Source organism: Sphingobium algorifonticola (genome assembly GCF_004005485.1).
GTDB lineage: Bacteria > Pseudomonadota > Alphaproteobacteria > Sphingomonadales > Sphingomonadaceae > Sphingobium > Sphingobium algorifonticola.
In genome coordinates this window covers 47,866-74,111 of the sequence record NZ_RZUL01000006.1, presented here as the reverse complement: position 1 = coordinate 74,111, position 26,246 = coordinate 47,866, and the positions used below count along the sequence as shown (strand labels likewise).

The 26,246-nt window shown below is 63.6% G+C and carries 27 protein-coding genes; 23 read left to right on the top strand and 4 right to left on the bottom strand.

Annotated elements, in window-relative coordinates:
* Window positions 1-3: 3 nt before the first annotated feature.
* Window positions 4-273: a hypothetical protein gene (locus ENE74_RS14710; protein WP_127691692.1), complete on the top strand. Its 270-nt coding sequence runs from the start codon at window positions 4-6 to the stop codon at window positions 271-273.
* A gap of 44 nt (window positions 274-317) precedes the next feature.
* Here ENE74_RS14710 and ENE74_RS14705 read toward each other — a convergent pair whose 3' ends face one another.
* Window positions 318-1,613, bottom strand: coding sequence for a hypothetical protein (locus ENE74_RS14705; RefSeq protein WP_127691691.1), 1,296 nt, complete (start codon window positions 1,611-1,613; stop codon window positions 318-320).
* A gap of 110 nt (window positions 1,614-1,723) precedes the next feature.
* On the opposite strand from ENE74_RS14705, the gene ENE74_RS14700 reads away from it, so the two are divergent.
* Window positions 1,724-2,671 (top strand): lytic transglycosylase domain-containing protein, encoded by a 948-nt coding sequence (locus tag ENE74_RS14700; protein ID WP_127691690.1) that lies wholly within the window; start codon window positions 1,724-1,726, stop codon window positions 2,669-2,671.
* A gap of 49 nt (window positions 2,672-2,720) precedes the next feature.
* Here ENE74_RS14700 and ENE74_RS18285 read toward each other — a convergent pair whose 3' ends face one another.
* Window positions 2,721-3,212: a helix-turn-helix domain-containing protein gene (locus ENE74_RS18285; RefSeq protein ID WP_164847494.1), complete on the bottom strand. Its 492-nt coding sequence runs from the start codon at window positions 3,210-3,212 to the stop codon at window positions 2,721-2,723.
* Window positions 3,213-3,688: 476 nt separating this feature from the next.
* Here ENE74_RS18285 and ENE74_RS14690 point away from each other — a divergent pair, with 476 nt between their 5' ends.
* From ENE74_RS14690 to ENE74_RS14600, 19 genes are all read left to right on the top strand, one after another.
* Window positions 3,689-4,009 (top strand): TrbC/VirB2 family protein, encoded by a 321-nt coding sequence (locus ENE74_RS14690; protein WP_127691688.1) that lies wholly within the window; start codon window positions 3,689-3,691, stop codon window positions 4,007-4,009.
* 61 nt (window positions 4,010-4,070) lie between these two features.
* Window positions 4,071-4,361 carry a type IV conjugative transfer system protein TraL gene (traL, locus tag ENE74_RS14685; protein ID WP_127691687.1) on the top strand — a complete coding sequence of 97 codons (291 nt, stop codon included), beginning with the start codon at window positions 4,071-4,073 and terminating at the stop codon, window positions 4,359-4,361.
* A gap of 1 nt (window position 4,362) precedes the next feature.
* Window positions 4,363-4,944 (top strand): type IV conjugative transfer system protein TraE, encoded by a 582-nt coding sequence (locus tag ENE74_RS14680; RefSeq protein WP_127691686.1) that lies wholly within the window; start codon window positions 4,363-4,365, stop codon window positions 4,942-4,944.
* Complete coding sequence (locus ENE74_RS14675) at window positions 4,941-5,759, top strand: type-F conjugative transfer system secretin TraK (RefSeq protein ID WP_127691685.1); 819 nt, start codon at window positions 4,941-4,943, stop codon at window positions 5,757-5,759. The genes ENE74_RS14680 and ENE74_RS14675 overlap by 4 nt, the downstream gene beginning before the upstream one ends.
* Before the next feature lie 4 nt (window positions 5,760-5,763).
* Window positions 5,764-7,089, top strand: coding sequence for a TraB/VirB10 family protein (locus tag ENE74_RS14670; RefSeq protein WP_127691684.1), 1,326 nt, complete (start codon window positions 5,764-5,766; stop codon window positions 7,087-7,089).
* A complete protein-coding gene (locus tag ENE74_RS14665) occupies window positions 7,076-7,951 on the top strand; it encodes a DsbC family protein (protein WP_127691683.1) in 876 nt (291 codons plus the stop codon). The genes ENE74_RS14670 and ENE74_RS14665 overlap by 14 nt, the downstream gene beginning before the upstream one ends.
* Window positions 7,948-8,958 (top strand): TraV family lipoprotein, encoded by a 1,011-nt coding sequence (locus ENE74_RS14660; protein WP_241242018.1) that lies wholly within the window; start codon window positions 7,948-7,950, stop codon window positions 8,956-8,958. Before ENE74_RS14665 ends, ENE74_RS14660 begins: the two co-directional genes overlap by 4 nt.
* 1 nt (window position 8,959) lies before the next feature.
* Window positions 8,960-11,545, top strand: coding sequence for a type IV secretion system protein TraC (traC, locus tag ENE74_RS14655; protein ID WP_127691682.1), 2,586 nt, complete (start codon window positions 8,960-8,962; stop codon window positions 11,543-11,545).
* Between the two features lie 3 nt (window positions 11,546-11,548).
* On the top strand, window positions 11,549-11,905 hold the full coding sequence (locus ENE74_RS14650) for a hypothetical protein (RefSeq protein ID WP_127691681.1): 357 nt from the start codon (window positions 11,549-11,551) through the stop codon (window positions 11,903-11,905).
* Window positions 11,898-12,584 (top strand): type-F conjugative transfer system protein TrbI, encoded by a 687-nt coding sequence (locus tag ENE74_RS14645; RefSeq protein WP_127691680.1) that lies wholly within the window; start codon window positions 11,898-11,900, stop codon window positions 12,582-12,584. The genes ENE74_RS14650 and ENE74_RS14645 overlap by 8 nt, the downstream gene beginning before the upstream one ends.
* Window positions 12,565-13,110 (top strand): S26 family signal peptidase, encoded by a 546-nt coding sequence (locus ENE74_RS14640; protein WP_127691679.1) that lies wholly within the window; start codon window positions 12,565-12,567, stop codon window positions 13,108-13,110. Before ENE74_RS14645 ends, ENE74_RS14640 begins: the two co-directional genes overlap by 20 nt.
* A gap of 2 nt (window positions 13,111-13,112) precedes the next feature.
* A complete protein-coding gene (gene traW / locus ENE74_RS14635) occupies window positions 13,113-13,763 on the top strand; it encodes a type-F conjugative transfer system protein TraW (protein ID WP_127691747.1) in 651 nt (216 codons plus the stop codon).
* Entirely contained in the window at window positions 13,763-14,032 is a 270-nt protein-coding gene (locus ENE74_RS14630) for a hypothetical protein (protein ID WP_127691678.1), read from the top strand. Before traW ends, ENE74_RS14630 begins: the two co-directional genes overlap by 1 nt.
* Window positions 14,032-15,051 carry a conjugal transfer pilus assembly protein TraU gene (gene traU, locus ENE74_RS14625; protein ID WP_127691677.1) on the top strand — a complete coding sequence of 340 codons (1,020 nt, stop codon included), beginning with the start codon at window positions 14,032-14,034 and terminating at the stop codon, window positions 15,049-15,051. The genes ENE74_RS14630 and traU overlap by 1 nt, the downstream gene beginning before the upstream one ends.
* Before the next feature lie 11 nt (window positions 15,052-15,062).
* On the top strand, window positions 15,063-15,809 hold the full coding sequence (gene trbC / locus ENE74_RS14620; RefSeq protein WP_127691676.1) for a type-F conjugative transfer system pilin assembly protein TrbC: 747 nt from the start codon (window positions 15,063-15,065) through the stop codon (window positions 15,807-15,809).
* Window positions 15,806-17,671 (top strand): conjugal transfer protein TraN, encoded by a 1,866-nt coding sequence (locus ENE74_RS14615; protein ID WP_127691675.1) that lies wholly within the window; start codon window positions 15,806-15,808, stop codon window positions 17,669-17,671. The genes trbC and ENE74_RS14615 overlap by 4 nt, the downstream gene beginning before the upstream one ends.
* 239 nt (window positions 17,672-17,910) lie before the next feature.
* On the top strand, window positions 17,911-18,729 hold the full coding sequence (locus tag ENE74_RS14610) for a conjugal transfer protein TraF (protein WP_127691674.1): 819 nt from the start codon (window positions 17,911-17,913) through the stop codon (window positions 18,727-18,729).
* Window positions 18,730-18,788: 59 nt separating this feature from the next.
* Complete coding sequence (locus ENE74_RS14605) at window positions 18,789-20,195, top strand: conjugal transfer protein TraH (RefSeq protein WP_420902597.1); 1,407 nt, start codon at window positions 18,789-18,791, stop codon at window positions 20,193-20,195.
* 15 nt (window positions 20,196-20,210) lie between these two features.
* Complete coding sequence (locus ENE74_RS14600; RefSeq protein ID WP_127691673.1) at window positions 20,211-23,021, top strand: conjugal transfer protein TraG N-terminal domain-containing protein; 2,811 nt, start codon at window positions 20,211-20,213, stop codon at window positions 23,019-23,021.
* A 3-nt stretch (window positions 23,022-23,024) separates the two neighbouring features.
* Here ENE74_RS14600 and ENE74_RS14595 read toward each other — a convergent pair whose 3' ends face one another.
* A complete protein-coding gene (locus ENE74_RS14595; RefSeq protein WP_026149934.1) occupies window positions 23,025-23,234 on the bottom strand; it encodes a hypothetical protein in 210 nt (69 codons plus the stop codon).
* 271 nt (window positions 23,235-23,505) lie between these two features.
* Between ENE74_RS14595 and ENE74_RS14590 the strand changes: the two genes are divergently transcribed.
* A complete protein-coding gene (locus tag ENE74_RS14590; RefSeq protein ID WP_127691672.1) occupies window positions 23,506-24,279 on the top strand; it encodes a type IV toxin-antitoxin system AbiEi family antitoxin in 774 nt (257 codons plus the stop codon).
* A complete protein-coding gene (locus ENE74_RS14585; RefSeq protein WP_127691671.1) occupies window positions 24,269-25,192 on the top strand; it encodes a nucleotidyl transferase AbiEii/AbiGii toxin family protein in 924 nt (307 codons plus the stop codon). The genes ENE74_RS14590 and ENE74_RS14585 overlap by 11 nt, the downstream gene beginning before the upstream one ends.
* 13 nt (window positions 25,193-25,205) lie before the next feature.
* Here the strand turns inward: ENE74_RS14585 and ENE74_RS14580 are convergent, their stop codons facing one another.
* The gene (locus ENE74_RS14580; RefSeq protein ID WP_127691670.1) at window positions 25,206-26,219 is read right to left on the bottom strand and encodes a HEPN domain-containing protein; all 1,014 of its coding nucleotides are present in this window, start codon (window positions 26,217-26,219) and stop codon (window positions 25,206-25,208) included.
* Window positions 26,220-26,246 lie beyond the last annotated feature (27 nt).

The following is a 26,246-nucleotide window of genomic DNA, read 5'->3' as shown; positions in this document are numbered from 1 at the left end:
TCGATGCAGCAATTAACCCACGCCGAATTTTCTAACTGGGTCGCGCTTTACGTCGCAACCGGGCTGTGTTGCGCAATCGCTTTCGCGCTGGCGGCGGCAAAGACCGCTATCGATATCTACCAGGAAAGCAGTTGGGCGTCGGTTCAGTCTTTCGGTTCATTGGTTCTGTTTGTGCCAAAAACATGGTGGCGCTGGCAGAAGAATTACCTCGCGTCGACGCCTGTGACATTAGGTGTCGTGTCCCTCTTCGCAGCATCGATGAGCTGGAGTTGAATTGCTAAAGCTCGGCAAGTCTAAGGTGCCGACGTGGCGAGGTGTCAAAGTCCAAGGGCTCGCATCACCATAGGGTCGATGCGCTGCTGTTCGAGGTCCCCCGGGGAGATGCGCAAGACCGGTGCGATCTGCTCGAGACGGGCTCTCGACGCCTGTTTTTCTCCGAGCAACGAGGGATCATCCGAGCCCGCGGCGTCGATGACAAGCTGGCGAATTTCGCCGGTATCGCTAGATCGCGCCTCCAGCAGAAAATCCGGTCGGCAGGGCCCGGTGGACGTAAGCGTGTCGAAAAGCGGCTTTTCCAGCAGCAGATCGATCCCCTGCCTGTCGAACGATCGGCGTAGGCCAAGGATCTGCTGCAGGACCAATCGTTCGAATTGCGAATCCACGGGCAGGAAGCGCCGGCCGGAATGGATGGGCTGCGCATAGGCGCGCAGCGGAGCATAGCCATGGGCTTCAGGATAGGAGCCGGCAACGACGAGGACCAGATAGGGTCCCTTTACGGGATTGCCGCGAACCGAGGGAGACTGCACCCGGTTGGCGAGCATGACGGGTTCGCTGCCGGATACAGTGATGGTGGCGCCCTGTATGTGCTGCGCGAAGAGCGCAAGGAATGCCTGGGGGGCATGGCCGCGGGGCCATTGGCGCGACAGTTCGCGCAGACGCGCATAGACACGATTGGAGTGCAGGGCCTGTGCGTGGGTCCAGAATGCCCGGCCAAGCTCGATCCCCGGAGCGAGCTCGATCTTTTCCGCCGCAGCCGACAATTGAGCAAATTCGTGTCGGATCGAATGATCGCTCGATTCCATCGACAGCGGGAGGGTGCGATTGAGCCCCGAGATGTGCAGGAGGCGCCATAGCAGGCGAGCGAGGCGTGGGATCGAGGCCTGACGGGTTCGATCGTCGGTGCTGTCTTCATTCGGGCGTTGCGCCAGCTTTTCGGGGGCAGGCCGCAGGACTTCGAAATAGCCGCTCGGCGGATCGGCCGGACTTCCCTGTTTGCGCACTTCACTGATCCGATTGGTCGCCTGATCGCGAAAAAACGGGCAATCCGACCGATGCTCTGGGCGCTGCCGGCTGGTGAGCCGGCGTAAATAATAGGTCTCGGCTTCTGACAGGAAGGCGGGTGTGAGGATCGGCGGGGCCTCCTCGTCGCCCCGACAGTCGCATGCGATCCATCGCTCGCCGATACGGGCCTGCTGGACGAGCATGATCCCCGCTTCTTCGTCCTGCCGTGAGCCTTCGCCGACATACCAGCGGACAAGCGCGTCGCGCACCAGGTCGGGCAAGGCTATACGGCCAGCGCCGTGGCCATCGCTGCCGCGCAGGATCAGCCACATATTGGCTTCCTCTCCGCGCGAACCGGGGCGGGCGATCGCCGGCCGGGCGCATTGACAGGCCCTTCCTGCCTGATCTCCACTCGGGATCGCTCGACGATGGAGAGGCAAAGATGCGCGTGATGCTCGATGGAATGCTGGTGGCGGCCCTGACCTTCGCAGGGCCGGTGATGGCCGCGGAGCGGGCTCGGCCGCCCCTTCGCAGCGTACAGCTGATCGCCATGGGTGCGACAGCCCCATCTCCAGGATCGGAGACCCCGCCTGTTTCGGCCGCCGAGAGAGCGCAGCCGCCTGCCAAGTCGCGCCAGGCGCCGGATTTCCGGGTCCATGATCTCAGCCGGCGCTGGGTCGCGTTCCAGATGGCAAGCGACTTCGGGACAGACGGGCTCGTCGCCGAAACGGCCATGGCTGCGCCTGCCGCCGTATCTGACCTTTCCGCGCTTGCCGGCATCCCGCCGATCGCGGTGCCGCTCTGGATGCGCAGCGCGCCGGCGCCCGTTTTGGATTCGGCGGCCTATCGGTTCGTGCCGGCATGCTCTGCGCCGGACTACCGGCCTGCCGGGTTCCTCACGCCCGACGCAGAGGCGCGGCGCGCCGGCTTTTATGGGATGATGAGCAGCATTGCCTGCCAATATGGCATCCCGGTCGGTCTGTTCGACGCCATGATCATCCAGGAAAGCCGCTATCGTCCCGACATCTTCTCGCCCAAGAGCGCCTTCGGACTGACCCAGCTCATGCCAGGCACCGCTGTGTCGCTCGGGGTCAATCGCTATGACATCGAGGGCAACCTGCGTGGGGGCGCGCAATATCTGCGCCAGCAGCTCGACCGCTTCGGTCAATATCATCTCGCGCTCGCGGCGTATAATGCGGGTCCGGGCCGCGTTCGCAACGGCCTTGTCCCGCCTTTTGCTGAAACGCAGGCCTATGTGCGCAGCGTGCTGTCGAACTGGTCGCGAATGAGCGGGCTCGATCGGCGGGTGGAGCTTGTTTCCCAGAGCCAGGTTCCGATCGTCCCGCGGCCGCGCGTGGCGGGCAGGTCGCCCTCGGTCTCCACCTTCTAGAGGGCGAAGGGTTTTTGCCGCGGGATCGTGTCGGCCCGATCCCGCGGTCTCAGCGCCACAGATCATCACGTTCTGCGATCAGGCTCCTGCGTCTGACGACGTCGGAGACGGCATTGGTCACCTGTTTGGTGAAGCCGCCTTGCAGGATACTGGCCCATTCCTTGCGGACTTCAGAGCCGTCGATCCCGCCGATTTCCTCGAGCGCGTCGATGAGCCGCCGCCCGAGGCCAAACATGAATTCGCAGATCAGTTCGGCCACGCCCTCGTAGCGTTCGCGATGGAGCGCTTCGAGATCGCGGAAGATCTCCTCACGCAGGAGCGCGCGCACGATGTCGGTGCCAAGTGCATTCAATATGCGCTCGAACTCGTTGAGGGTCATCCTCGAGCGCTTCGCTGGATCGCGGTGCAGAAGGAGGGCAAGCCGGGTCTTGCTGATGCCTGTTCTCTGTGCCAGCGCCCGCTGAGCAGAGGATTTTTCCGCCATCATCTCGAGGATGAGCGGCACATAGTCCCGTCCAGCCATGCCGGCGAGCGCTTCCATGATTACGCCTCGATCCCTGGAAGAAGCGGCATGGCCATAGTTCCCCTGATCCCGTTTGCGATGTGCAGAACAGCATGGCGGCGAGCCCGACGGCAAGTCCGGTTGGGGCCAGAGTGAGCAGCATCCCTCGCGCAAGGCGATGAACTCTCGGTCTTTTTCTGTCTGAGCCGAACTGGCGATGCCCGTGCTGCTGTCGGTCCAGAGAGCCTGATACGATTCGCACAGCCTTGTCCGGGTTTCCCGGAGCCGGGGCAAGCCGATCCGCAGGATGGGGCAGGGTGCCAGCATATCCGGGGCGATGCGTCCCATCTGACTGGGCGGTGTGCCCCGGCGTTGCGACCGGCAGCCGAAAATATGCGCGGCAACGAAAAAAACACCGGACCATCGGAGCGCCTTCGGTTGCTGGCACCCAACGGCGCCGTTCATTTTTTCTTCGGGCGCGGACCAGTCGCGTCTCGATCCGAAGGAACACCGACATGCAGTCTGTCTTCAAAAAGAGCGGACACGCGGAGCTGGCCATCCTCGCCCTCGCCGCGATCCTGTTCGCTTGCCTCTTCTTTGCGGGGCCAGCCTTCGCCGGCGCCGACACGACCTTCAATACGGCACTCACCAAATTCACCGACTTCCTCGAGGGGTCCGGCGGCAAGATCATCACCGTGCTCAGTCTGGCGGGCGGCATTGTCGCGCTGGCATCGGGCCGCTTCTCGATGGGCCAGATCGCCATTCCCGTCGGTGTCGGCGTGGGCGCGGGCACCGGCATTCCGATCGTCACCTCGACCGTGACTGCGACGATCTGAACCGATCCGAGGCCCGGGGCGGAGTAGCAGCTCTGGCCGGGCGTAAGGAGGGGGTGGTGCAATGGCCGCAGACAAGTACGTCATTCCAACTCATCTGGACGATCCCGAGCTGATCGGGCTGTGGACGCTGGATGAGTTCCTGGCGATGGTCATACCATTCGTCTGGGGGATCCTGTCTCAGCACATCCTTATCGGCATGCTTCTCTCGGGAGCGGGCTGGTGGGGTCTCAGAAAAGCTAAGGCGGGCCGGGCGACATCCTGGCTGCTCCACTTGGCCTATTGGCATCTGCCGGCCGGCTTCACCGGTCTCAAGGCCACGCCACCCTCATATCTTCGACTGATGGCGGGATGATATGGACCTTTCCTACAGCCATACCAACAGCCAGCGCATCCTGCGTCAGCGCAACATCCTGGCCGTCGCGGCGGCAGCGCTTGCCGCGCTCACCCTGCTGCTGTTCACGGTCAGTCTCTCGCGGGATCGCGAGGTGGTGCTGCAGCCGGTGCTGCGCTCGCCGCTCACGATCAGTTCGGCGGGCGTCAGCCGCGAATATCTGGAGATGATCACGCGCGACACGGTCGTGTTGACGCTCGACCGCAGTCCGCAGAATCTCGATTATTGGATGAACGCTGTGCTCGATATTGCGAGCCCGCGCACCCAAGGCAAGATCAAGGCCGATCTGCTCAAGATCGTAGCCGAGCAGCGCGGTTCGTCGATCGCGCAGTTCTTCACGATCCAGAAGATGGAGATCGACACCAAGAACCTCCGCTCGGAGGTCACCGGCGAACTTCACACGATCGTCGGCAACAAAGTCATCTCCAGCGAGAACCGCACCTTCCGCTACGACTGGGAATATTCCGGCCTGTCGCTGAAGCTGGTCGGGTTTGGCATGGTGACGGCCGGCCCCGCCAAGGATCAACAGGGGAGCCCATCATGATGCCGGTCTATGCCATCGGGAGTGCCGCGCTCGGCACTGCCTTCCTTGCCCGTGTCTATTGCCATGCAAGCCGCTTCATCGGCGCGGGCCTCGTTGCGCTGGCGGTCTTCCTGATCGCTGAGCCGGCTCTCGCCGACCAGACGATCATGGCGAGCGACAGCGCCCAGGTCGATTGCACCGCGTCGGCCAAGGACCTGACCCGCATCAGCCTTGTCGAGGATGAGTTCGCCTCTGTCTCCAAGATATCCACAGGCAATCCACAGGATGACTTCTCGGTTGTCAACGAACCTGTCCGCGGGGACATCTATCTTTCCGTGCCCGACGGGTTCGGCCGGCCAGCGCTCTCCTTCTTCGCCACCAGCAAGCGCGGCTATGTCTACAAATTCGTTTGCCGCATTGGCGGCGACCAGGCGGCCCAGGTCTTCGTGTCGAACCCGGCGATCGCCGCTGAGAAGGCCGCGGAGAATGGTCCGAGCACCCAGCTTGGCCCCCAGGACGCGGCAGTCGAGCTTGTCCAGGCCATGTATTCGAACGCAGTGGCGGACGGATATGAGATGCGCCAGCGCGCCCTGCGCCCGGTCTATGTCGGTACGCTCAAGGTTCAGATGATCGCCGAATATCGGGGGTCGGAGCTGACCGGCAAAGTGCTCCGGATCGAGAATAAGGGCGATCAGAGCATCGAGCTCACGACAGCCATGGTTGCCCCGCCCAGCGCGCTCGCCGTGTCGATCGCCGACGCCAGGCTGGCGCCCGGCAAGGTCACCACGGCCTATCTCGTCTCGCAGACGGGCCTGCTCTCTCAGACTGGAAGGTGAGGATATGGCTCTTTCCGATTTCCTGACCCGCAAACGCCGCCCACTCGACGGTGGCGCGGAAGAGGGCGTGTCGCCGGTTGCGGGCGAACTTGGCGGCAATGACGCGGTGCGGCGGCGCCAGCGTCTGCTGCTGGCTGGTGCGGCCGGTGTCGGTCTCGTGATCTCCTCTTTCTGGATCTTCGGCGGCGACGGAGACAAGTCCGGCGACGACGACGACGGTGTAAGCGAGGTCAATGTCTCGACCAAGGATCTCGTCAATCGCAACCTTTCCCAGCAGGAGTGGATGGCGCTCTCGGAAAACCGCTTCCAGTCGACCGAAAATCAGCTGAAATCGATCGACGGTCAGAACCACCGCCTCGAGATGCTGACCGCCCAGGTCGAGGCCTTGAAGGGTCAGAACCAGGCGATGCAGGCCGATGGCCAGCGGGTGCTCTCCGCCTATCAGGCCGAAAATGAGCAGCTCCGCCGTCAGGTCGCCGATCGCCGGACGGCAACCGCGCCGACGCCCGGCCCCGCCGCCATGTATGGTCCTTATGGTCCACAGGCCTATCAGCGCCCGGACGGACAGGCCGCCGGCCCCGGCGCTGCTCCTGTCGCAGCGTCCGCCGAGGTGAAACTCGTCAATTTCACCACGACCGATAGCGGCAATGCCTCGCGGGTCGCCAAGGGCAACACCGTCTACACCGATAGCGTCAATTACCTTCCGCCCAACAGCTTCGCGCGTGCCAAGGTGATCGTGGGCGTGGATGCGAGCGCCGGGGTTACCAGTCAGAGTGACCCGCTGCCGGTCGTGCTGCGCGTGACGGGTCCGGCGCGTTCGGTCTACCAGAATGGCCGGCTGCTCACGACCAAGATCGAGGGCTGCCTCATCAACGGCGCGGCACGCGGCGATCTCTCGAGCGAAAAGGTCTACGTCAAGCTCCAGAAGATGACCTGCCCGCAGCCGGGCGGCCGCTATGCGGTCTCGGAGGTCAAGGGCTTCATCGCGTTCGGCGGCAAGACGGGCGTGCGTGGCCGCGTCGTCTCTCGTGAGGGATCGCTTGTCACCCAAGCCTTCCTGGCGGGTCTCGCCGGCGGGTTCGGGCGTGGCTTTTCCGCCAATGCCCAGTCGGTATTTCAGGGCACCAACATCACCACCAATGGCCAGCGCCAGAAGCTCTCGACAGGCGACATTCTGGAAGGCGGCTTCGGCGAGGGCGTCGCGCAGAGCGGCGACATGGTCTCCAAATATCTGATCGAGCGCGCCGAGCAATATCAGCCGGTGATCGAAATGCCGACCGGCATCGACGTCGAAATCGTTTTCCTGGAGGGTGTCTATGTCCGCAATTGACCGCATCCGTTCGCTGGCGCGCCCGTCGCGCCTGGTCATAACCACGCTGCTTGGTCTCAGCGTTGCCGGCATCGCGCTGGCGGCCGACACCAACAGCCCGGAAGATCGGGTCCGGCTGCTGCTGAAAACGCGGCTGCCCAAGACGCCGGTCACCGCGATCGATTGCGGCAAGATCAGCGGCCTGTGCGAGATCACCGCCGGCGCCAACCTCTTCTATGTCGATACCGGCGCGCGCTTCCTGGTAATCGGGCGCATCTATGACATGCAGACCCGGCAGGACATCACCGCGGCGCGGCTGCTCGAGATGAACCCCGACATGCTGGTAGGCGCTGCCGCCAAGGCCAATGCCTCCGCCAATGCCGGCGGGGACGACGACTCCGCCCAGCTTACCGCCGTGACGCCGGGACGGGCCGAGAAGGCGGTGCGTCCCGCGACGCCGCAGAAGCTCTCGCTCGCCGAACTGCCGCGCGATGGAGCGATCGTCTGGGGCAATCCTTCTGGGCAGACGGTCACGATCTTCACCGATTTCCGCTGCGGCTACTGCCGGGCACTGACGAGCGTCCTGAAGGACATGAACGTCCGCGTGGTCGAGCGTCCGATCTCGGTGCTGGGCAGCCGCGACGTCGCAGACCGTGTCTATTGCGCGAAGAACCGTGAAGCCGCGCTCCATGCCGCGTATGCGGGCGAAGACGTGAAGTCAGGCGCGTCCTGCGACACATCGGGTCTCGATGCGAACGAGGCCTTCGCCCACCGCCACGGTCTGAGCGGCACGCCGGTGATCGTTCGGGGCGATGGCGCGGTGATCGAAGGCTATCGCCCGCGCGCTTTCCTCGAGAACTGGCTCAAGGGAGGACAGTCGTGACGCGACGCCCTGCGATGCAGAGCAGCGGCCGGCGGCGGCGCCTGCGGCTCACCGGTGCGCTTGGCCTCACCAGTCTTGGCGTCCTGAGCAGTTGCGCCAGCCTCGGCGGCAATGTGCGCGGCAGCTTTTCCTGCGCCGCGCCGGACGGGATTTGCGCGCCGAGCTCGACGATCGACGACCGGGCGCTGGCGCTCATCTCGTCGGACCAGTCGGACGGCGAGACGCGGCCTATGGGTAATGTACGGCAGCCGATCCGTAGGCGGACCAACCGCGCCGAAGCGGGCCAACCGGCCCGCCTGGCATCTGCTGATCCTGGCCGTACCCAGGAGAAGGTCCTGCGGATCGTCTTCCAGCCCTATATCGACGAGCGCGGCCGCCTCCACGAGGCGAGTGCAGTCCATGCCGTCGTGGCGCGGGGCGAATGGCAGCAGCAGGCCCTGATGGATGCCTCGCTGCCTCAGCGCCGCTCGGCCGCGGCGCAAGGCACGGAAGCGCTGGCCGATGCGGTCGATCGCGTCGACCCGCCGGTGGACGGTTTCGCACTGGCTGATCCTGACGCACCGGATCCGGCGGCAATCGCGGCCGCGAGGGCGCGTAAGCCCGATCCGGCCTCGGACCCGGTCAGCGCGATAAAGGCGGATGTCAGGGCGCGCCTCGCTCCCAAGGCGCAAGCGGCACCCCGCCAGGGAACGGCGGCGGCTTTGAGCCACACCCCGCCGGCTGCCGCCTCGCCGGTGCTCCAACCCCCCTCGGGAGCATCGACGGGTGGCAGTCCCCAGGCCAAGGTGACGCCGGTACAGGCACCAGCGGCTCTTCCGCCCGGCGGGAGCGGCGCGGCTGCGGCCGTCCGCGTCAAAGCCGATCCCCGATATCAGGAAGTGGCAAACGGAGCCGCAAAGGGCGCGCGGGATGCCGCTGCGCAGTCCGGAGCGCAGGCCGCGCCGGCGGCGATCGGAGCCACGGTGAAAGCCGCGAACTTCCCGGCCGCCGTCCCGGAGGACAAGTGAGATGGCAGGCGGCTTCTTCGAGAGCCTGCTTGCCGGAATCCTCGGCGACGCGAAGCGGCCGGATGCCGATCGGCCGGACCTCGGCGTGCCGATGCTGGCGCACTGGCTGCCCTATCGAAGCTACGATCCCAAGACCGGGATATTCTACAACAGCGCCTCGCGGGGATTCGTGATCGAGGCGGCGCCACTCGTCGGCGCCGATGAGCGGACCGGCGAGATCCTCACCCAGTTCCTGTCGGAAGCGATCCCCGCGCCGGGCTGCCTGCAATTCCATCAGTGGATGAGCCCGCGGATCGGCGAGCGCCTCTCGAAATGGTATCTGCCGCGCTACTCGGCGCGCGGCGTCTATGAGCGGATGGCGAAGCACCGCGTCGATTTCCTGACCGACGGCGTCTGGAAATCGCTGTCGGCCGACGCTCCCTTCTCGCTGCGCAACCACCGGGTCGCGATCTCCTATTCGACACCCGAAACTTCGAGCGTCACGGTCGAGGAGATCGTGGCGGTCTTGGACGGTCTCATCTCGGCGCTGGCGTCGATCAATGTCTCGGCGAGACGGATGGATCCGCCGGCGCTGATCGCCTGGATCGACGACATCACTTCGCCGACGACTGCGGCCGGCGAGGACGTTGTCAGCTACAATCCGCTCGATCCGATTGCCGATCAGGCCATCCGCCGCGACGTCGAACTGCATGTCGAGCCCGACCGCATGCTGCTGCGGACCGAGCGTTTCCGCCCCACCGGCAAGACGATCGATGAAGCGCCGGAGATCGGCGAGATCCTGCCCGATGTCTTCGACGTTCGCTCCTTCTCGGTCCGCAATCTGCCGGCGCGCTGGGCGCCCTGGGATGTCGCGCGCCTCATCGGCGATATGTTCACCGACAAACTCAGGATGCCGTGCCCGGTCGCGACCAACCTCTGTGTCGAATTTCCTGATCCCATGGCCTCGAGCAACAAGGCCAGCTTCAAGTTCATGCGGACGACCAGTCTCGCCGATTCCAAATCGTCGCGCTTCCTGCCGCAGCTCAAGGACCAGAGCCAGGAATGGCGCTATGTGAACGACGAAATCCGGCAAGGCCGCAAGCTCGTGCGGGTGTTTTTCAGCGTTACGTCCTTCTCTCCCAAGGGCAGAGGCGATGCCAACGAGCGGGTGCTGAAGTCGGTCTACCGGGCCGCAGGCTGGGACCTTCTCGACGATCGCTATCTGCAGATCATGGGGCTGCTCTGCGCGATGCCCATGACGATGGCCAACGGCCTCGCCCGCGATCTCGAGCGCATGAAGCGGATGCGCACGCTGCTCACGACGACGGCCGCCAATCTCGCGCCGATCCAGGGCGAGTTTCTGGGTAGCCATGTGCCGCACCTGATGCTGATCGGGCGGCGCGGCCAGCCCTATTTCTGGAGCCCCTTCGAGAACAAGGCGGGCAACCACAATGTCGCGGTGGTCGGCAAGTCCGGTTCGGGCAAGTCGGTGACGCTGCAGGAGCTGTGCGCTTCGCTGTGCGGCGCTGGCGCGCGCGTGGTCGTGATCGACGACGGCCGCTCCTTCGAGCATTCGGCCAAGCTGCAGGGCGGAGCTTTCGTCGAGTTCACGCTTGGCTCGGGCTTCTGCCTCAACCCCTTCAGCATGATCGACGAGGAGCTGGCGAAGACGGACGAGGACTATCTGCTAGATTGCATGGCCATGCTGAAGGCGATCGTGAACCAGATGTCGCGGCATATCGACCGGCTGAACGACACCGAGCGCGGCCTGATCGACGGCGCAGTCAATTCGGTCTGGGAAGAGAAGGGCAGGGGCGGCTCGATCGACGATGTGATCGCCGCGCTCGATGCGACGGGCAACCACCAGGCGAGCGACCTCGGCATCGCCATGCGGCCCTTCTCGAGCGGCGGCACCTATGGCCGCTTCTTCCAGGGGGAGGTGTCGTTCGAGCTGTCGGCGCAGCTCACCGTCTTCGAGCTTTCGGACCTTTCCTCGCGCGAGGAGCTGAGGAGCGTCGTCCTCACCGCGATCATGTTCATGTCGCAGCAGATGATGCGCAAGATCGATCGTTCGATCCCCAAGGCGCTGCTGCTCGACGAGGCGTGGCAGATGCTGCGCGGCGGTGCGATGGCCGACTTTATCGAGACCTATGCGCGCACCTGCCGCAAATATGGCGCCTCGCTGGTGACGGCGACCCAGTCGCTCAACGACTATTACAAGTCGGCGGGCTCGGTCGCCGCGCTCGAGAATAGCGACTGGTTCGTGATCCTCCAGCAGAAACCCGAGACCATCGCGGATTTCAAGAAGCACGATCGCTTCGAGATGGACGATTATACCGATGCGCTGCTGCGCTCGCTCAAGATCAACGGCCGCGAATATTCCGACATCCTGATCAAGGGACCCGAGACGCTGGCTGTCGGCCGCCTGGTGCTGGATCCCTTTTCGTCCACGGTCTACTCGTCGAGCCCCGCCGTCTATGCCGCGATCGAGGACCTCGTCGCCCAGGGCCTCAGCATGGACGAGGCGATCGAGCGGGTCGCGTTCCCCGACAATCCCGAGAAATGGGCGTCGCACGGCGACGCCGAGCTCGCGCAGGCGGCGGAGTAGATCATGGCGAGAAGGAGCCCGGAGTCCAGGATCGAAGTGCGGGGCGCAAACCCCATCGATGTGCGTGCAAGCCTGTATTTCGCGCTGCACTTCGCAGGTTTCCTCGTCGCGACCCTGCTGATGACCTGGGGCCTCTTCGCGCTCTTCTTCCTGGCGATCGGGGGCTTCACGCTCGACGGGCTGATGAATCAGCTCAACAACCTCACCGCCCGCTACGTCATGGCCACTTCGGCCCGCGTGGCTTCGTTCAAGACCATCGCCGCTATGGCCCATCTCATCCTCTCCGTAGGGCTCATCGTTCTGCGGCGGGACAGGATCATGCCGCCGGCCCGATCGCAGGGAGACCCGCGCCATGGCTGAGCAACCCGAACTCGACTTTCCCGCGCCTCCGGCTTCGCCGCCGGCGCCAGCGCGGACAAGACGGACCTTCTTCGCCGGCTTCAGCCGGATGCAGATCCTCGGCGGCCTTATCCTTCTCGTCGCCATCGTCTGGGGCATGTGGGTCACCAAGCTGCTCGTGACGCCGAAGCAGGATCATATCGTCTCCGCGCGGCTGTCGTCGATCGTCGGCGAATATGTCCAGGCGCAGGCGCGCTCGACATCCCCTCCGGCGCAGGTCGAGGCCGAGATGCGCACCTTCATGGCATCGCTCGACAAGGAACTGCAGCGGCGCAGCGCCAGCGGTCAGATCGTCCTCGTCGGCGAGGCCGTGCTCACCAAGAACGTCCCGGACATCACCGACAGCCTGAAGAACGCTGTCTATGCCTCGGGCGTCGCCCGTCCGCGCCAGGCGTCAGCCGAGGAGCTCGAGCGGCTGAGTGCCCAGGCCCAAGCGCTGTCGGCGGCCCAACCGCAACTTGACCCTCGGATGTCCGGGCAGATGCAGGGCCAGGTGCCGGGAGCATCGGCGCCGATCGATCCGATGATGGCAGCTCAGGGCATGGCCGCGCCGATGCAGCAACAATCGGTTCCGCAATATGCGCCGCCCGCGGCGCAGGTATCGACCTTCGGAGGCCCCGATGGCAGCGGCGGCCAGTAAACCTGCCACCGGGCCGGCCGCGTCTTGGCGGCCGCGCACGCGGCTCTGGCAGCTCTTCGGCCTGTTCGTCGTCGGTAGCATCGTCCTGAGCGCGATTGCCACATGGCGCAGCGACCACCTTTTGCTGATCAACACGACGGATTCGCTGCCGAACTGGGCCTTTCTGATCCAGCGGCACAAGCTTCCCGCGCGCGGCGACTATCTGTTTTTCGATCCGCCGCAGAGCGCGCTCCTGCGCCGTCATTTCGGCGCGAAGCCCCGGATGTTCGGCAAGATCGTCTACGGCATGCCCGGCGACACCATCAGCCATACGGGCCGCGAGGTTGCCGTCAACGGGCGCATTGTCGCGCGGATGAAGCCGTTCACGCGGTTCGGTGAGCCGCTGGCGCCGGGGGCCACCGGCCGCGTTCCGCCGGGATGCTATTTCGCGGCGACGCCGCACAAGGATGGCTTCGACAGCCGCTACGCCGAGATCGGCTTCGTCTGCGCGCGCCAGGTCATCGGAACCGGGGAGGCCATCCTGTGAGGATGCTTGTTACAGGCGGCCTTGCCCTTGCGGCGACGGCCGGGGGGCTGGTCCTCGTCGGCCCCATGCGCTCCGAAGCGAAGGACTATGGCCAGGCGGCACAGACCTTCCCGGTGGTCGAGCCCGATCTGCTTTCCACGATCGAGAATCGCCTGAAGCGCGCCGAGGCGAGCGGCGAGCTCGCGCGGACGAACGAGATGTTCGCCAAACGCGTCGAGGCCAAGGTCCGCCGGCCCGATCCCGTGTCGGGCATTACGCCCGCTCGTGCCGCCCGAAGCTGGGACTTTGACCCTTCGATCACGATGGAACGCGACATTCGCGACCAGAAAGGCAATCTGATTGCCGCCAAGGGCCAGCGGATCAACCCGCTCGATTTCGTCGCGATCCGGCAGGACCTGGTTTTCATCGATGGCGATGACGCCGGGCAGCTTGCCTGGGCGACGACGCGCTACACCGACTTGCACGCCAAAATCATCTTCGTCGCCGGCTCGCCGATCGAGCAGATGACCGCGAAGAAGCGGCGCTTCTACTTCGACCAGGAAGGCAAGCTCACCGCGCGCTTTGGCATCGAACACACGCCCGCGGTCGTTGCCCAGGCGGGCAAGGTCATGAAAGTCACCGAGGTCGTCCTCAAGGCGGGAGGAACCAGCTGATGCCGCTGTGGCTCGACTTGCTCCGCACGCCGATGGCGGCGCCCGAGACCGCCGATCTTAGGCGTCTGCGGCGAATCTGGCAGATATTGTGCCTGTCGCTTGGCGCCAGCGTGCTGGCCCTGGAGCCCTTGCTCGCCCTGCTCGGCCGGGCGGCGCCCTGCGCGATCGCCGCGCTGCTCGTCGCGGCACTGCTGACCACCGCGCTCTACCTCGCGCGCAAGCACCGCGCCGACAGCGCATTTTTCGAAGCCGCCGGGGAGGATCTGTGATGCGCGCCGTTCGATCCCCTTTGCGGCTGCTCGTGATGATGATCGCCGCCTTCATCCTCGCGCCGAGCGCAGAGGCGGCCGGGCCGACCTGTCACGGAAAATTCGTCAACCCGATCACCGACGTCTGCTGGTCCTGTCTCTTCCCCTTGTCGGTGGGCGGTCTCAAGATCTGGCCGAGTAGCCGGCCAGATACCTCCAATCCCGCCTCGCCCATTTGCCTGTGCGGCAGTCCCATTCCGCGGATCGGCATCGCCGTCGGCTTCTGGGAACCCGCGCGCCTTGCCGACGTCACGATGAAGCCCTGGTGCTTCCCGAACCTTGGCGGAATGCGTATCGCGCCGGGTTTCGACATCGGGCAGGGCTACCTCACGGGCCCCTCGATGGTGGGCGGGCGGTCTCAGAGCACCGCGAAGTGGCACGTCCATTGGTATGTCTATCCGCTGCTCTACTGGATGGAGATCCTGACCGACTTCGTCTGCTTCGAGCAGGCGAGCTTCGACATCGCGTACATGACCGAGATCGATCCGCTCTGGCAGGACGATTCGCTCACGGCGCTGATCAACCCGGAAGCGATCGTCTTCGCCAATCCGATCGCGCAGGTCGCCTGTGCCGGCGACTGCATCGCGGGCACCGTCCATCTGCCGCTCGATCCGCTGTTCTGGTGCGCGGGGTGCCAAGGCAGCATGTATCCGCTGAACGGCAACGTCCCGTCCTCGATCGGGCATGTGCAGTCGTCGCGGCTCGCTCTGTCGCGCTTCGCCTACAAGATGCACCGCGAGGCTTTGGCCTGGGGGACGATGGGGTCGGCGGGGCTCTGCAAGAAGTATCTCATGCCGATCATGCGCAAGCAGCAATACCGCTTCCAGATGGTCAATCCGATTCCGACGGTGAGCGGCCGCTTCGCCTGCTCCGCGATCGGGGCATCCACCATGCCGCCTGACGCAGGCCGTGCCTATCCCGCCGCAGGCGAGGACATGGGCTACCTTGTGTGGCGCAAGCGCAATTGCTGCGTGCTCTAGGAGGCCTGTCGATGCGCGCATTACTCTGGGCTCCCGCTGCCATCCTCACCATTGCCGGCATGTCGGCTCTGCTCGCGCAGAACGTCGACGGGATCGACGTCCAGGCGATCAAGCAGCGCTCGGCCGATCTCCAGGCCGACGCCGAGGCTTTCGTCAACCAGGTGAAGGACAGGGGCGATGCTTTCCGCGAGGAGGCGGCCCAGTCGCGCGAGGTCGGCATGGCCAACATGCAGCGCGTTGCGAAGAGCGACCTGCCCAAGGGCCCCGCCGGTCCCGTCGACTTCGACGAGATCGTGGCCGGAGCCGCGTCGAACGCGACGGCGGGCAAGGGGGAGGCGCCCCAGCTTATCGTCTTCGCCAGCCTCTCGATGCCGCCGCAGTCACTCAAGAAGCTGATCACCGATACCGCCAAGGCCGGCGGCGTGGTCGTCTTCCGCGGATTTCCGAACAATTCGATGAAGGAATTCGCGACCCGCCTCGGCAAGATCGTCGACCGGCAGGACGATTTCGCCAATGTCGGCATCGATCCCCGCCTGTTCCGCGCTTTCGATGTGCAGGCGGTGCCGACCTATGTCGCGGTCTCGTCGGACTTCGACCTCTGCGCCGGATTTTCCTGCCAGACCAAGGTGCCGCCATATGACCGCATCGTCGGCAACGTCTCGGTGGAATATGCGCTCGAGCAGTTCGCCGATGGCCATGGGCCTGGCGCGCGAATTGCCGCCGTCGGTCTTTCCAACATGCGCAAGGCTGCCCGATGAGGCGAGCGCTCGTCTCGGCTGCGCTGCTTACGGCACTGGCGATGGCATCGCCGGCGATGGGGCAGATGACGCTCGACGAGGCCCGGCAGGAAGGAAAGGCGCTCGGCACCGAGAAACGCAACGATTCGACGCTCGTGCCGTCGAACGAGGCTCAGGCGGCCGCGGTGCCGGGCTATTCGGGCACGAGCCTGCCCGAGGGCTCCTATTTCGATGATCCGGAAAAGCTCGAGGCGGCTGCCCAGTCGGCCAAGTCGTCGAACGAACAGTACCGGATCACGACCGATGCCGATCGCACCCGGGCCACATTCAGCAATTCCGAAATCCTTTCGACCACAGCGCGCGCGACATCCGTCGAGAACGACCCGTCGACCTATCTCGCCGGCGAGACGATGGGAGGGACCAAGGGGACTTGCGTGCCGCTACCGACCACGACCGGCAGTGCGGGCTATTATGAGACGAGCTGCAACGCCGGCAGCAAGGTCACCACGGAGGCGCGGACCTGCGACGTCACCCTCGATGTTCGTGCCGAGCCCAGGACCGTCTACACCTATTATACGGGCCGGCTGAGCTTCCTGCCGACTGACGGCGGCCCCTATCCCGCCCGCGCGGCATTCGACGACGAGATCGCATCGGGGGTCTGCTGGGAAAGCCGAGTCATCGACTATTGCGACAATATGAGCGCCTATGGCTATACAGCGGCGCCCAACTGCAAGAGCCTTGGCCATACCGCCGTCGAGGTCAAATGCACTTCCGAAGCGCAGGGGATCACGCCGGGCGAATATCATCCGGGCTATGTGCTCTCGACCGGCAACTATTGGCTGACCAGGCAGGACGAGCCGGCAGTTCCAGTCGTGACGCGCAACGAAGGATTGTGTGCAGCCAACGCCGCTGACGCGAACTGCACGCTCGAGACGGAGGTTTGCACCTCGAGCGATCCGGTGACCAGGATCGTCAATGGCGTTCCCGTGACCCAGCCCTGCTGGGCGTGGCAGCGAACCTATCAGTGCCACCGTATTTCATCCGCCAATGACTGCGGTGATCTCGAGGCGAACGGAAGCTGCACCTATCTCAGGACCGAATGCCTGGACGAGGAGCCCGACGGCGGCCCGTGCAAGGTCGAGAACCGGGTCTACAAGTGCCCCACGCCGTCAGGCGGCACGAGCGATGCGCCCCAATATATCTGCGGCGACGACGTCTATTGCATCAACGGCGACTGCGAGCCGATCGTGCGCGAGGCATCGACCGAATTCAAGGATGCGCTGGTCGCTCTCCATTCGATCGACCAGGCGGGCCAAGAGTTCGACGAGACTAATTTCACGGTCTTCAAGGGCAATCGCGAGACCTGCCACAAGCCGGTCTTCGGTCTGATCAACTGCTGCGCGGGCAAGACGTCGGGTCTCCTCACCGTCGGTGCCGGCGCCGCGGCGCTGGCGGGAGGACCGGCCGCGATCGCCGCGCTGGCGACGCCGTTCCTCACGTTGTTTGCCTGCTCACAGGACGAGATGAAGCTCGACATCAAGGACCGCATGGGCCTGTGCCACAATCTGGGCACTTACTGTTCGTCGAGCTTCCTTGGCATCTGCAGCACGCGGCGCACCGCCTATTGCTGCTTCGAAAGCAAGCTCAGCCGCGTGCTCCAGGAGCAGGGCCGCCCTCAGCTTGGCAAGGCCTGGGGCACCGCCAAGAAGGAGCAATGCCTCGGATTCACGATCGACGAGTTTTCCCGTCTCGACCTGTCGGTGATGGATTTCACCGAAGTCTATGCGGACTTCATGGATGCGGCCAAGCTGCCCGATGAGGTCCAGACCATGACCGACATCCAGCAGAAGATTCAGAACTATTACGACCTTCACGGCAAGTGAGAGGGACAACTTGTCTTCTTGCCGCTGAGCCGCAGTACCAGCCCCAGGACATAGGACCATGCCGTTCCTCATCATCATGCCGCCCCCAGCGGCAGCGCAGCCCCATCGTTGTGGCGCTCCACCTCCCCGCACTGCCGATTGCTGCGTCCACTTCTCAGCCTGGGACGGCGGGCCAACCATCGCACTGTCCAGCCAATCCTCCGCGCATTCTCCCTCAGTCGATGAAAGGACGATCAGCGATGTCTATGATCGCTAGACTTTCGATGCTGGTCACCCTTGGGCTCGGTCTGGCTGCACCGCTCATGGCCGAAGAGGCTCCGCCGTCCTCCGATGGGGTCGAGCAGAGCAGGCCTGACGACTTCTACTGCGGCGAGCGAAAGCTCGGCCAATGGTTCTATTGCGACAGGCCGAAGGCTGCGTCGCGCGAAGCGCAGACTGCACCGCCTCAGCAGAGTGCCGTCGACCGCATGGCGGCGATCACGCGGCAACTCGATGAACTGAAGGCCAAGGCAATCCTCGAACCGTCGGAGGAGAACGTCATCGCCTATGTCCGCTTCCAGCGCGAACAGCTCGACCGCGCGTCGACCTTCTCCGACACGTGGCAGCGCGCGCTGTGGCAGAATCCGGATATCGACTACACGCTGCAAAGACCGGTCTCGACGGTGGGCAAGCGGGCTTGGCTCGACAATCGCAAGGCTGACCGCGACGCGGTGCTCACCAATCTTGGTCAGCGTTACGGGCTGTTCTATTTCTACGCCCAGAGCTGCGGTGCCTGCGAGTTGTTTGCACCGATCCTGCGTTCGGTAACCGACAGCCACCGCATGGCGGTGATGGCCGTGTCGATGGACGGCGGGCCGAGCCGCGAGTTCCCGAACTATGTCGTCGATTCCGGTCAGCGGGCGCGAATGGGCGTGCCGGGCAATGAAACACCGGCGCTCGTCCTGTTCGACACGGTGACAAAGCGCACCATTCCGGTCGGCTACGGCATCTTGAGCGCGGATGAGATCATGGACCGGATCTTCACGCTCACGAACACCAAGGTGGGGAGCGATTACTGATGGAACAGGGTTCTCGCAAAGGGCGCGCGCGCGCCTTCCTGCGCTCGGCAGGCGCCGCGATGGCAATGGTCGCCGCGCTCAATCTCGCGTGTTGCGGCGTGGCGCGCGCCGACGTTGCCTCGCAGATGAACAATTTCTTCTCGGACGCGGGCGGTGCGGCCAATGTCACCGGCCCATCGGCATTCCAGGGACAGTCGGCCGGCTACTATTCGCTCGGCAATGTCTGGACGCGCTTTCCGCAAAAGAGCGTGCAGCCGTTCAATTTGCAGCTTCCGAGCGCGCGCGCCGGCTGCGGCGGCATCGACCTCTTCGCGGGAAGCTTCTCGTTCATCAACGCGTCGGAGATCGTCGCGATGCTGAAGGCGACGGCCAACAATGCGCTTGGGTTCGCGTTCAAACTCGCGATCGACTCCGTCTCGCCTGAGATCGGCAAGGTGATGGACGAGTTCAGCCAGAAAGCGCAGCTTCTCAATCAGATGAACATCTCGAGCTGCGAAACCGCCCAGGCCCTTGTCGGCGGCATCTGGCCTCAAATGGAGACGACAAGGGCGACGATCTGCGAAGCGGTCGGCAACAGTCAGGGGGTGTTCTCCGACTGGGCCGCTTCCCGCCAGGGCTGCAACAACGGCAATCGCCGCGATTCCACGATTGCGGGCAATAGCGACGCATCGATGAAGGACCAGCTGGTCGGCGAGCCCCACAATTATACCTGGGAGGCGCTCAGGAAGTCGGCCAAGTTCGGGGCGTTCGACCAGTCATTTTCCGAATATATCATGACGCTGGTCGGCACGGTCGTGACGACGCCGTCGACCGACCCCAGCGTCGGCGGCAAGGTCGTGATGTTCGGGGCGGCAGAGGAAGCGGTTGTGACGGCGCTGCTCGACGGCACGGCGGATGCGCCGCCGGTCAAGATGCTCAAGTGCAATGACGAGAACTGCTATGATGTGGGCGAGCAGACGCTGTCGGTTCCGGCATCCTCGGCGCTGCGCCCGCGCATCGCGGCGATGATCCAGTCGATGAGCGACAAGATACGCTCGGACACCCCCCTCAACGCGGCCGAAAAGCAGCTCCTGAATCTCGCCACGGTGCCGATCTTCAAGATTCTCAGCGTTCAGGCCTATGCCCATTATGCGCTGACCGATGGTGAGATCCAGACGCTGTCCGAGATCGTCGCGGTCGATCTTCTCTCGGCGATGCTCGACAATATGCTCGACCGGGTCGAGCAGGCGAAGGTCCACTACCAGACCTTCGACCAGGAAACCGCGACTCAGTGGAAGCAGCAGATCGCGGCCACGCGCGCCAAATTTAGCCAGCGCGATGTCCGACTGAACAACAAGCTGCAGGTGACGATGCAGATCATCAACCGTAGCATCATGCTGGAATCGACGCTGCAGAACTCGATGACGCCGGGCATGGCTTCCGCGCTCAATTTCTCGCGCGGGCTGAACGCGCAGGGGCTGAACTGAAGCGGGAGCGCGGCGATGCTGGAGGTCTTCACGGTCGGCGGCGGCGAGTATCTCGTCAACGTGTTCAATGCCGTCGCGGCCTGGTCCGGGGGAGGGGGCTATCGCTCGCTCCTGCGGGTCGTCATGGTGATGGGCCTCATTTACTCGCTACTCGTTGTCGCCTTCACGCTCAACTACAAGGCATGGATGAACTGGTTCCTCCAGGCGACGGCGATCTATCTTTGCCTGATGGTGCCGACGGTCAGCATCAAGGTGACCGATCGCATCAACCCGAGCCTGGCGCCGTCGACGATCGACAATGTGCCGATGGGTCTGGGCGTACTGGCGAGTTTCACGACCCAGGTCGGGGATTGGCTGACCCGCACGGCCGAGACCGTTTTCGTCATGCCGAGCGAACTCAACTATTCGACCAACGGCATGGTCTATGGCGCGCGGCTGTTCGACGCGACGCGCAATTTCGTGGTCCGCGATGCCGAATTCTCGACCAACCTCGAAAACCATTTCAAAAACTGCGTCTTCGGCGACGTGATGCTCTACCAGAAGTCGCTGACCAACCTCGCCAAGGCGCCCGATTTGTGGGCCGCGATCGGGCCAGGCTCGGAAGCGCGCTCGCAGGAATGGCTGGAGCGGCAGGGCGATGGCACGGTCCAGAATTTCATCATCACCTGCCGGCAGGCCTATCAGGCGCTTGATGGGCAGTGGGCACCGATGATCGAGGCGAACGCGCCACTCTGGGGCAAGGAAGTCTATCCCAAGCTCAGCAATGCGCTGGCCGCCGACAAGCTCAAGCACGACGTACCGGTCGTGAACGCTGCGTTCACCGGCTCGGGAAACGATTTTACCGGGACGATGAGGCAGAACACGGCGATCAACGCCTTTATGCAAGCCAGAAATAGTATGGCGGGCGGCAGCGGAGCCTCGGCGATCGACACATTCGCGCAAACGCGGGCGGACATTCAGGCACGAAACACTTACAGTTCGATCGCGCAGCAGGCGATGGCCTGGGTGCCGATCCTCAACATCGTTCTGACCGTCGTCTTCTTCGCGATGTTCCCTGTGATTTTTCCCCTCTTCCTCATGCCGCAAACCGGGGTCGGCACGCTCAAGGGCTATGCCATGGGCTTTTTCTATCTCGCCGCCTGGGGGCCGCTCTACGTCATCCTGCATATGATTTGCATGACGAGGGCAGAGTCCGCGGCCAATGGCGTGGCCGGGGGAGGGGTGACGCTGGGCAGCTATGCCGGCATCGGCGCGGTCAACGGCGAGACGGCGACGATTGCGGGCTTCATGCTGATGAGCGTGCCGTTCCTCGCGGCGGGTCTCGCGCGCGGCGCGATGTCGATCGCCGGCCAGTCCATGTCGATGCTGGCGCCTGCCCAGAACGCCGCGGAAGCGGCTGCACTCGAGCAGACGACGGGCAACTATGCCTATGGCAATGTGAGTTGGGCGAATTCGACGTCGAACATGCGCCAGGCCGATCAGTGGACCACGGCACCCAGCTATATGGGAGGCGCGCCCAGCGTGGGATGGCGTCAGGATAATGGCGCGATGATCAACGGGTTCGGCAACGGGCAGGAGGTGTTCGACACGTCCAGCGCTATCTCGCGTCTCGGCTTCACGCCAACCATGACGACAGGATCGGTGGCCGAATGGCGCGAGATGGCCAGCGAGGCGCACCGACAGGCGCAAGCCTATGAGAATGCTGCTGCCGAGGTGCTGACCGCGACTCATGCCAATCGCAGCGCATTTGGTACGTCGACCGAACGCTCGTCGGGATGGGATTCGAGCAGCGGGAGGCAGTCTAACACCTCCGTCGATCAATTCGACCGGCGGACGGGGAGCAGCACACAGGGTCTAGAGGAGCGGGATACGATCTCGCAGGGGCAACGGATATCACAGGGGCATGATCGCCAAGCCCAGACTAACGATCAGATCATGGGATCGGTCACTGCAAATGTCGGCGGAAATCAAACTGGGGGGCGGGCAGGTGGTCGCGGCGGGGCGTTGGGAAGACTGCCGGGGATTGGCGGCAGCGTATCCAAATCCGGCAGCCAGATCGATGGGCTCCGCTACGGGACGGAGGAAACCCGCGGCAGCGACAGCGCCAATACAACCTCAAGTGGCGTGCGGGACGAACATTCAAGCGGAACCGGTGCGTCGATGTCCGACGGGACTTATTCGCGCAGCGGCAGCTTCAGCCGGGCATCGGCCACATCTTCGGCGTCGGCTAGCACTGAAGATTCCCTGGCGCTTGCGAAGTCCTATTCGGAAACGGCCCGCCGCCTTGAGGAGCTTTCCCAGCAGTTGTCTCGCGACGCCAGCTATGCGGAAACACATGGCATGCAACTCAGCGAAAATCTGAGCCAGGATCTCGCGCAATGGTATCGACGCCAGCAGGTCGAGAATCCTGGGCTTGATGCGCCGGAACTTTGGGCGACGGACTTGACCGATCAGCAGCGGGTCGTGCGCCAGGAGATGATCACGCGCTGGATGCACGACAAGCAGGACGGCATTCGGGCCGAGATCGAAGGCCGTCTGCACGAACCGGATCTCGTCGACGTAAGCCGGCCGAGCATCTCAAGTGCGGCAGACGTGAGAGGGTCTTACCGGCCACATGGACCTGGGCGTCTGCCCGCGGGCCCCGGCGGGGGTGGCGATGTGGGCGCCGCCGCGATCATCGAGGCGGGCAAGACCGAACTCAGCGGCGATCGGGCTGCTGCGCAGACAATGCGAGGACAGCGCGTGCAGGGCTCTACCGATCTGCAGCAGGAAGTGAACCGCGATCACGACCGCGGTTTCTTCCAGGATCCCAAACTTCGCGAATAAAGCTTAGAGGAGGTAGAAAATCGCTCCAACGAAGCCGGCCATCAGAAGATAAGCAAGCGCGTAGCCGATCATTCCTCCGCGAGTAGGATTGCCGTGCTGATCGGTGAACATCTCGATGTCAGCCAGTTCCTCTTCAACGACGCCAAAGACGGGGCCTCCCGGGAGGTCCTTAGTCTGGTTGTATGTGTTGAGATCAAATTTGAGGATGCGCATGGCCATCTCCTGGCAGCGGAGAATAGCCGGTTCGAGCTTTATTCGCAACGGATTGCAGGGGATTATAGGGAGATTAGTTAGCTTATGAAAAAGCCATAAACCGCCATAACCTCGCTATAGGTCCATGACTGTGGCCTGCACTGGAGGCCGTCGTTTCCGGACAGAGGGCGTCCCGTATATTGGATTATGTGCCTCAAATATATCTCTGACATACTAGTGCATGAAATTGCAAGGGGTTGAGTGACCTTGGAATTTATGCCAAGGATATGCCATGAAGGTAGCTCGAACCGATAAATTGAGGTTGCTGCTCGACGCTTGGGAGCCGCACACCGTGGCGACCAGCCCGCATCTGAAGGCGCTCGGGCTGACGGCGCAAGATCTGCAGAACTATACCGCATCGCAGTGGCTGGTGTCGCTTGGCCGCGGTGCTTTCAAGCGCCCCATGGAAACCGTGACCTGGCAAGGCGCGCTGTACAGCGTTCAATCGCAACTCAAACTCCCGGTCCATGTGGGCGCTCTGACGGCTCTCGAGATGACGGGGAACAGCCATTATTTGCGCTTCGGGACGGGCAGGGCCTACCTCTTCTCCCCGCTGCACGTCGTTTTGCCGGCCTGGTTTCAGACGTATTGGGGGGAAGCGGTTCGGCACATGCAAAGCAAGCTCCTGCCGAAGGAGTTGGGCCTCACCGAGCAGCAAACCCCGGAAGGCTATCCACTGACCACCGCGACGCCCGAACGGGCGATCCTGGAGCTGCTGCACCTTGCGCCCAAGGAATTCGATCTCGTCGAGGCCGGCCAGATCGTCGAGGGCATGACCTCGCTTCGCCCCAAGCTCATGCAATCGTTGCTCGAGGCGTGCACGTCAGTGAAGGTCCGGCGCCTGTTCCTCTATCTTGCGGAGCGGGCGGAACTGCCCGTCATGCGTCATCTGAAGATGGAGCAGATAGACCTGGGGTCGGGTGATCGCAGCCTTGTGAAATTAGGGCGCTATGTACCGAAATACAGGCTGCTCGTGCCGAGGGAGCTCGTTTCGGGTGGCAGCTGAGCAATATCGCGACCAGGTTCGTCTCTTGCTGGATGTCCTGCCGCTGGTCATGGCCGAGCCGGTGTTTGCGCTGAAAGGCGGCACCGCGATCAACCTGTTCGAATGGGACCTTCCGCGCCTCTCGGTCGACATCGATCTGACCTACCTACCGATCCATGACCGGGCCCAATCCTTGCTCGCGATCAGTGAGGCTCTCGCTCGGATCAAGGCAGAAATCGAACGTCGCCTGCCACCGACCCGCGTAACCCAGACACGCCAGGGCCAGGAAGGGATGGAGGTCAAGCTCAACTGCCAGCGCGGCAAGACCCAGATCAAGGTGGAGGTCAACCCCACCCTGCGCGGCCATCTCTTTCCCCTCCGCGACTTGCCATGTTCGGACCATGTACAGGAGCGGTTTGAGGCATTCGTCGAGGCGCGATGCCTCTCGCACGGCGAACTTTTCGGCGGGAAGATTTGTGCCGCGCTCGACCGGCAGCACCCGCGCGATCTGTTCGACGTGAAGCGCCTCCTGGACGCAGAAGGGCTGGTTGACGAAGTTCGTCACGGCTTCGTCGCGGCCCTCGTAAGCCACGGACGCCCGGTGGCTGAGCTGATCAGCCCTAGCCGAAAGGATCAAAGCGCCACGTTCAAGGCTCAGTTCGAAGGAATGCCTTTTGAGCCCTTCACCTACGTTGATCATGTCGAAACGCTCGATCGCCTTGTGCAGGCAATTCATGCATCGCTCGACGCTGGCGATCGACGGTTTCTCCTGAGCTTCGAAGCCGGAAATCCGGAGTGGGAAAGCTTCCCGCTGCCCGCTATCCGTGAACTTCCAGCACCGCAGTTCAAATTGCTGAACATCCATCGGTTCAGAGACGCGCAACCAGGGCGGCACAGAGCCGGTATGGCAGCGCTGGAAGCGGCGCTTTCGTGACAAACCCTCACGTCTAAGACGGGGCAGCCCTCTCATGGTGGCCGTTACAAAATGATGGCGTCTGCTCCGCGACCGACACCGACTGCAAAACCGAGAGATGCTCACGGCATAGCGCTCCGACCCGGCTGAAGAGCATGGTGACGCGGGACAAAGCCCAGGCGATTTCATCATGCGCAACCGTGAAAGTCGTCTCATAGCGCGCATCGGTATAAGCGCGCCGGATCAGCGCAAAGCATCGCTTCTCGAACCTGTTCGTCCTCGGCCATATCGTACGCAGATCGTCATTTTTGTCTTCAGCCAAGGCGCGCAGTTCATCGAGATTGTGGGTTCGCCGTCCACCCAGAGTGAATGTCCAGGACATGCATTGGTAAAGATGTTCGCAGGTCTGGTGGAGCAGCAGCGCGGCCATCCGCAGATTACCCTCAGCGCGGTAGAATTGTGCGCCCGAGAGAAAATCTTCGGCGCGTGGATACCAGCGGCTGAACTCCGCGTGACCACGCCGGCAGCGTTCGCCGAGCATGAGTTTTCGAGGCGTCGCCAGAGGTGTTCTCTCCAGCTCGAACAGGAGAACGCCCTCGTCGATGATCCCCGTGAAATACGGCACGCCGTCGGACAGTTCGCGGTTGAGATCCTGCAGACAGTAGACGTCGAGCTGCACGGAGCGGCAGATCAGGCCCATGGCTTGTTCCTGCCGCAAGCGGGCTGCTGCAAAGTGCCAGTGGCGATCCTTGTCCGCCAGCTCCCGATGATTGACTACGGCGAGGACATGAATGCTGCCCAAAGCCGGGAGACCATCACTTGCAACCGCAGGTCGCAGCCGCGCGATCAGCTTAAGGATCCGCCCCGCTTTGCGATGCGAGGCCTGCTTGCCCCTCATCGCCTCGTCAAATTCCTGCAGAAGAATGGCCGTTAGACGTTCCAGTTCTTGCCGGCAGTCATCAGGGAGGTGCTCAACATCCTTTTCCATCCTATTTCCCTGAAGATGATGATGGAAAATGTATTCCTTGAGAGACGAAGGTGCCGTCATCTACTGGCGTCAGTCAATTGCGATTCC

What these genes read in the sequence shown, in the direction of transcription:
- ENE74_RS14640 (WP_127691679.1), top strand. Translation starts at nt 12,565, where the DNA reads ATGGCAGCGGCGGCCAGTAAACCTGCCACCGGGCCGGCCGCGTCTTGG.
- ENE74_RS14600 (WP_127691673.1), top strand. Translation starts at nt 20,211, where the DNA reads ATGCTGGAGGTCTTCACGGTCGGCGGCGGCGAGTATCTCGTCAACGTG.
- ENE74_RS14665 (WP_127691683.1), top strand. Translation starts at nt 7,076, where the DNA reads ATGTCCGCAATTGACCGCATCCGTTCGCTGGCGCGCCCGTCGCGCCTG.
- ENE74_RS14705 (WP_127691691.1), bottom strand. Translation starts at nt 1,613, where the DNA reads ATGTGGCTGATCCTGCGCGGCAGCGATGGCCACGGCGCTGGCCGTATA.
- traC (WP_127691682.1), top strand. Translation starts at nt 8,960, where the DNA reads ATGGCAGGCGGCTTCTTCGAGAGCCTGCTTGCCGGAATCCTCGGCGAC.
- ENE74_RS14670 (WP_127691684.1), top strand. Translation starts at nt 5,764, where the DNA reads ATGGCTCTTTCCGATTTCCTGACCCGCAAACGCCGCCCACTCGACGGT.
- ENE74_RS14580 (WP_127691670.1), bottom strand. Translation starts at nt 26,219, where the DNA reads ATGACGGCACCTTCGTCTCTCAAGGAATACATTTTCCATCATCATCTT.
- ENE74_RS14675 (WP_127691685.1), top strand. Translation starts at nt 4,941, where the DNA reads ATGATGCCGGTCTATGCCATCGGGAGTGCCGCGCTCGGCACTGCCTTC.
- ENE74_RS14590 (WP_127691672.1), top strand. Translation starts at nt 23,506, where the DNA reads ATGAAGGTAGCTCGAACCGATAAATTGAGGTTGCTGCTCGACGCTTGG.
- ENE74_RS14610 (WP_127691674.1), top strand. Translation starts at nt 17,911, where the DNA reads ATGTCTATGATCGCTAGACTTTCGATGCTGGTCACCCTTGGGCTCGGT.
- ENE74_RS14630 (WP_127691678.1), top strand. Translation starts at nt 13,763, where the DNA reads ATGCCGCTGTGGCTCGACTTGCTCCGCACGCCGATGGCGGCGCCCGAG.
- traU (WP_127691677.1), top strand. Translation starts at nt 14,032, where the DNA reads ATGCGCGCCGTTCGATCCCCTTTGCGGCTGCTCGTGATGATGATCGCC.
- ENE74_RS14605 (WP_420902597.1), top strand. Translation starts at nt 18,789, where the DNA reads ATGGCAATGGTCGCCGCGCTCAATCTCGCGTGTTGCGGCGTGGCGCGC.
- ENE74_RS14645 (WP_127691680.1), top strand. Translation starts at nt 11,898, where the DNA reads ATGGCTGAGCAACCCGAACTCGACTTTCCCGCGCCTCCGGCTTCGCCG.
- ENE74_RS14710 (WP_127691692.1), top strand. Translation starts at nt 4, where the DNA reads ATGCAGCAATTAACCCACGCCGAATTTTCTAACTGGGTCGCGCTTTAC.
- ENE74_RS14595 (WP_026149934.1), bottom strand. Translation starts at nt 23,234, where the DNA reads ATGCGCATCCTCAAATTTGATCTCAACACATACAACCAGACTAAGGAC.
- ENE74_RS14700 (WP_127691690.1), top strand. Translation starts at nt 1,724, where the DNA reads ATGCGCGTGATGCTCGATGGAATGCTGGTGGCGGCCCTGACCTTCGCA.
- ENE74_RS14650 (WP_127691681.1), top strand. Translation starts at nt 11,549, where the DNA reads ATGGCGAGAAGGAGCCCGGAGTCCAGGATCGAAGTGCGGGGCGCAAAC.
- ENE74_RS18285 (WP_164847494.1), bottom strand. Translation starts at nt 3,212, where the DNA reads ATGGAAGCGCTCGCCGGCATGGCTGGACGGGACTATGTGCCGCTCATC.
- ENE74_RS14680 (WP_127691686.1), top strand. Translation starts at nt 4,363, where the DNA reads ATGGACCTTTCCTACAGCCATACCAACAGCCAGCGCATCCTGCGTCAG.
- trbC (WP_127691676.1), top strand. Translation starts at nt 15,063, where the DNA reads ATGCGCGCATTACTCTGGGCTCCCGCTGCCATCCTCACCATTGCCGGC.
- ENE74_RS14615 (WP_127691675.1), top strand. Translation starts at nt 15,806, where the DNA reads ATGAGGCGAGCGCTCGTCTCGGCTGCGCTGCTTACGGCACTGGCGATG.
- traL (WP_127691687.1), top strand. Translation starts at nt 4,071, where the DNA reads ATGGCCGCAGACAAGTACGTCATTCCAACTCATCTGGACGATCCCGAG.
- ENE74_RS14690 (WP_127691688.1), top strand. Translation starts at nt 3,689, where the DNA reads ATGCAGTCTGTCTTCAAAAAGAGCGGACACGCGGAGCTGGCCATCCTC.
- traW (WP_127691747.1), top strand. Translation starts at nt 13,113, where the DNA reads ATGCTTGTTACAGGCGGCCTTGCCCTTGCGGCGACGGCCGGGGGGCTG.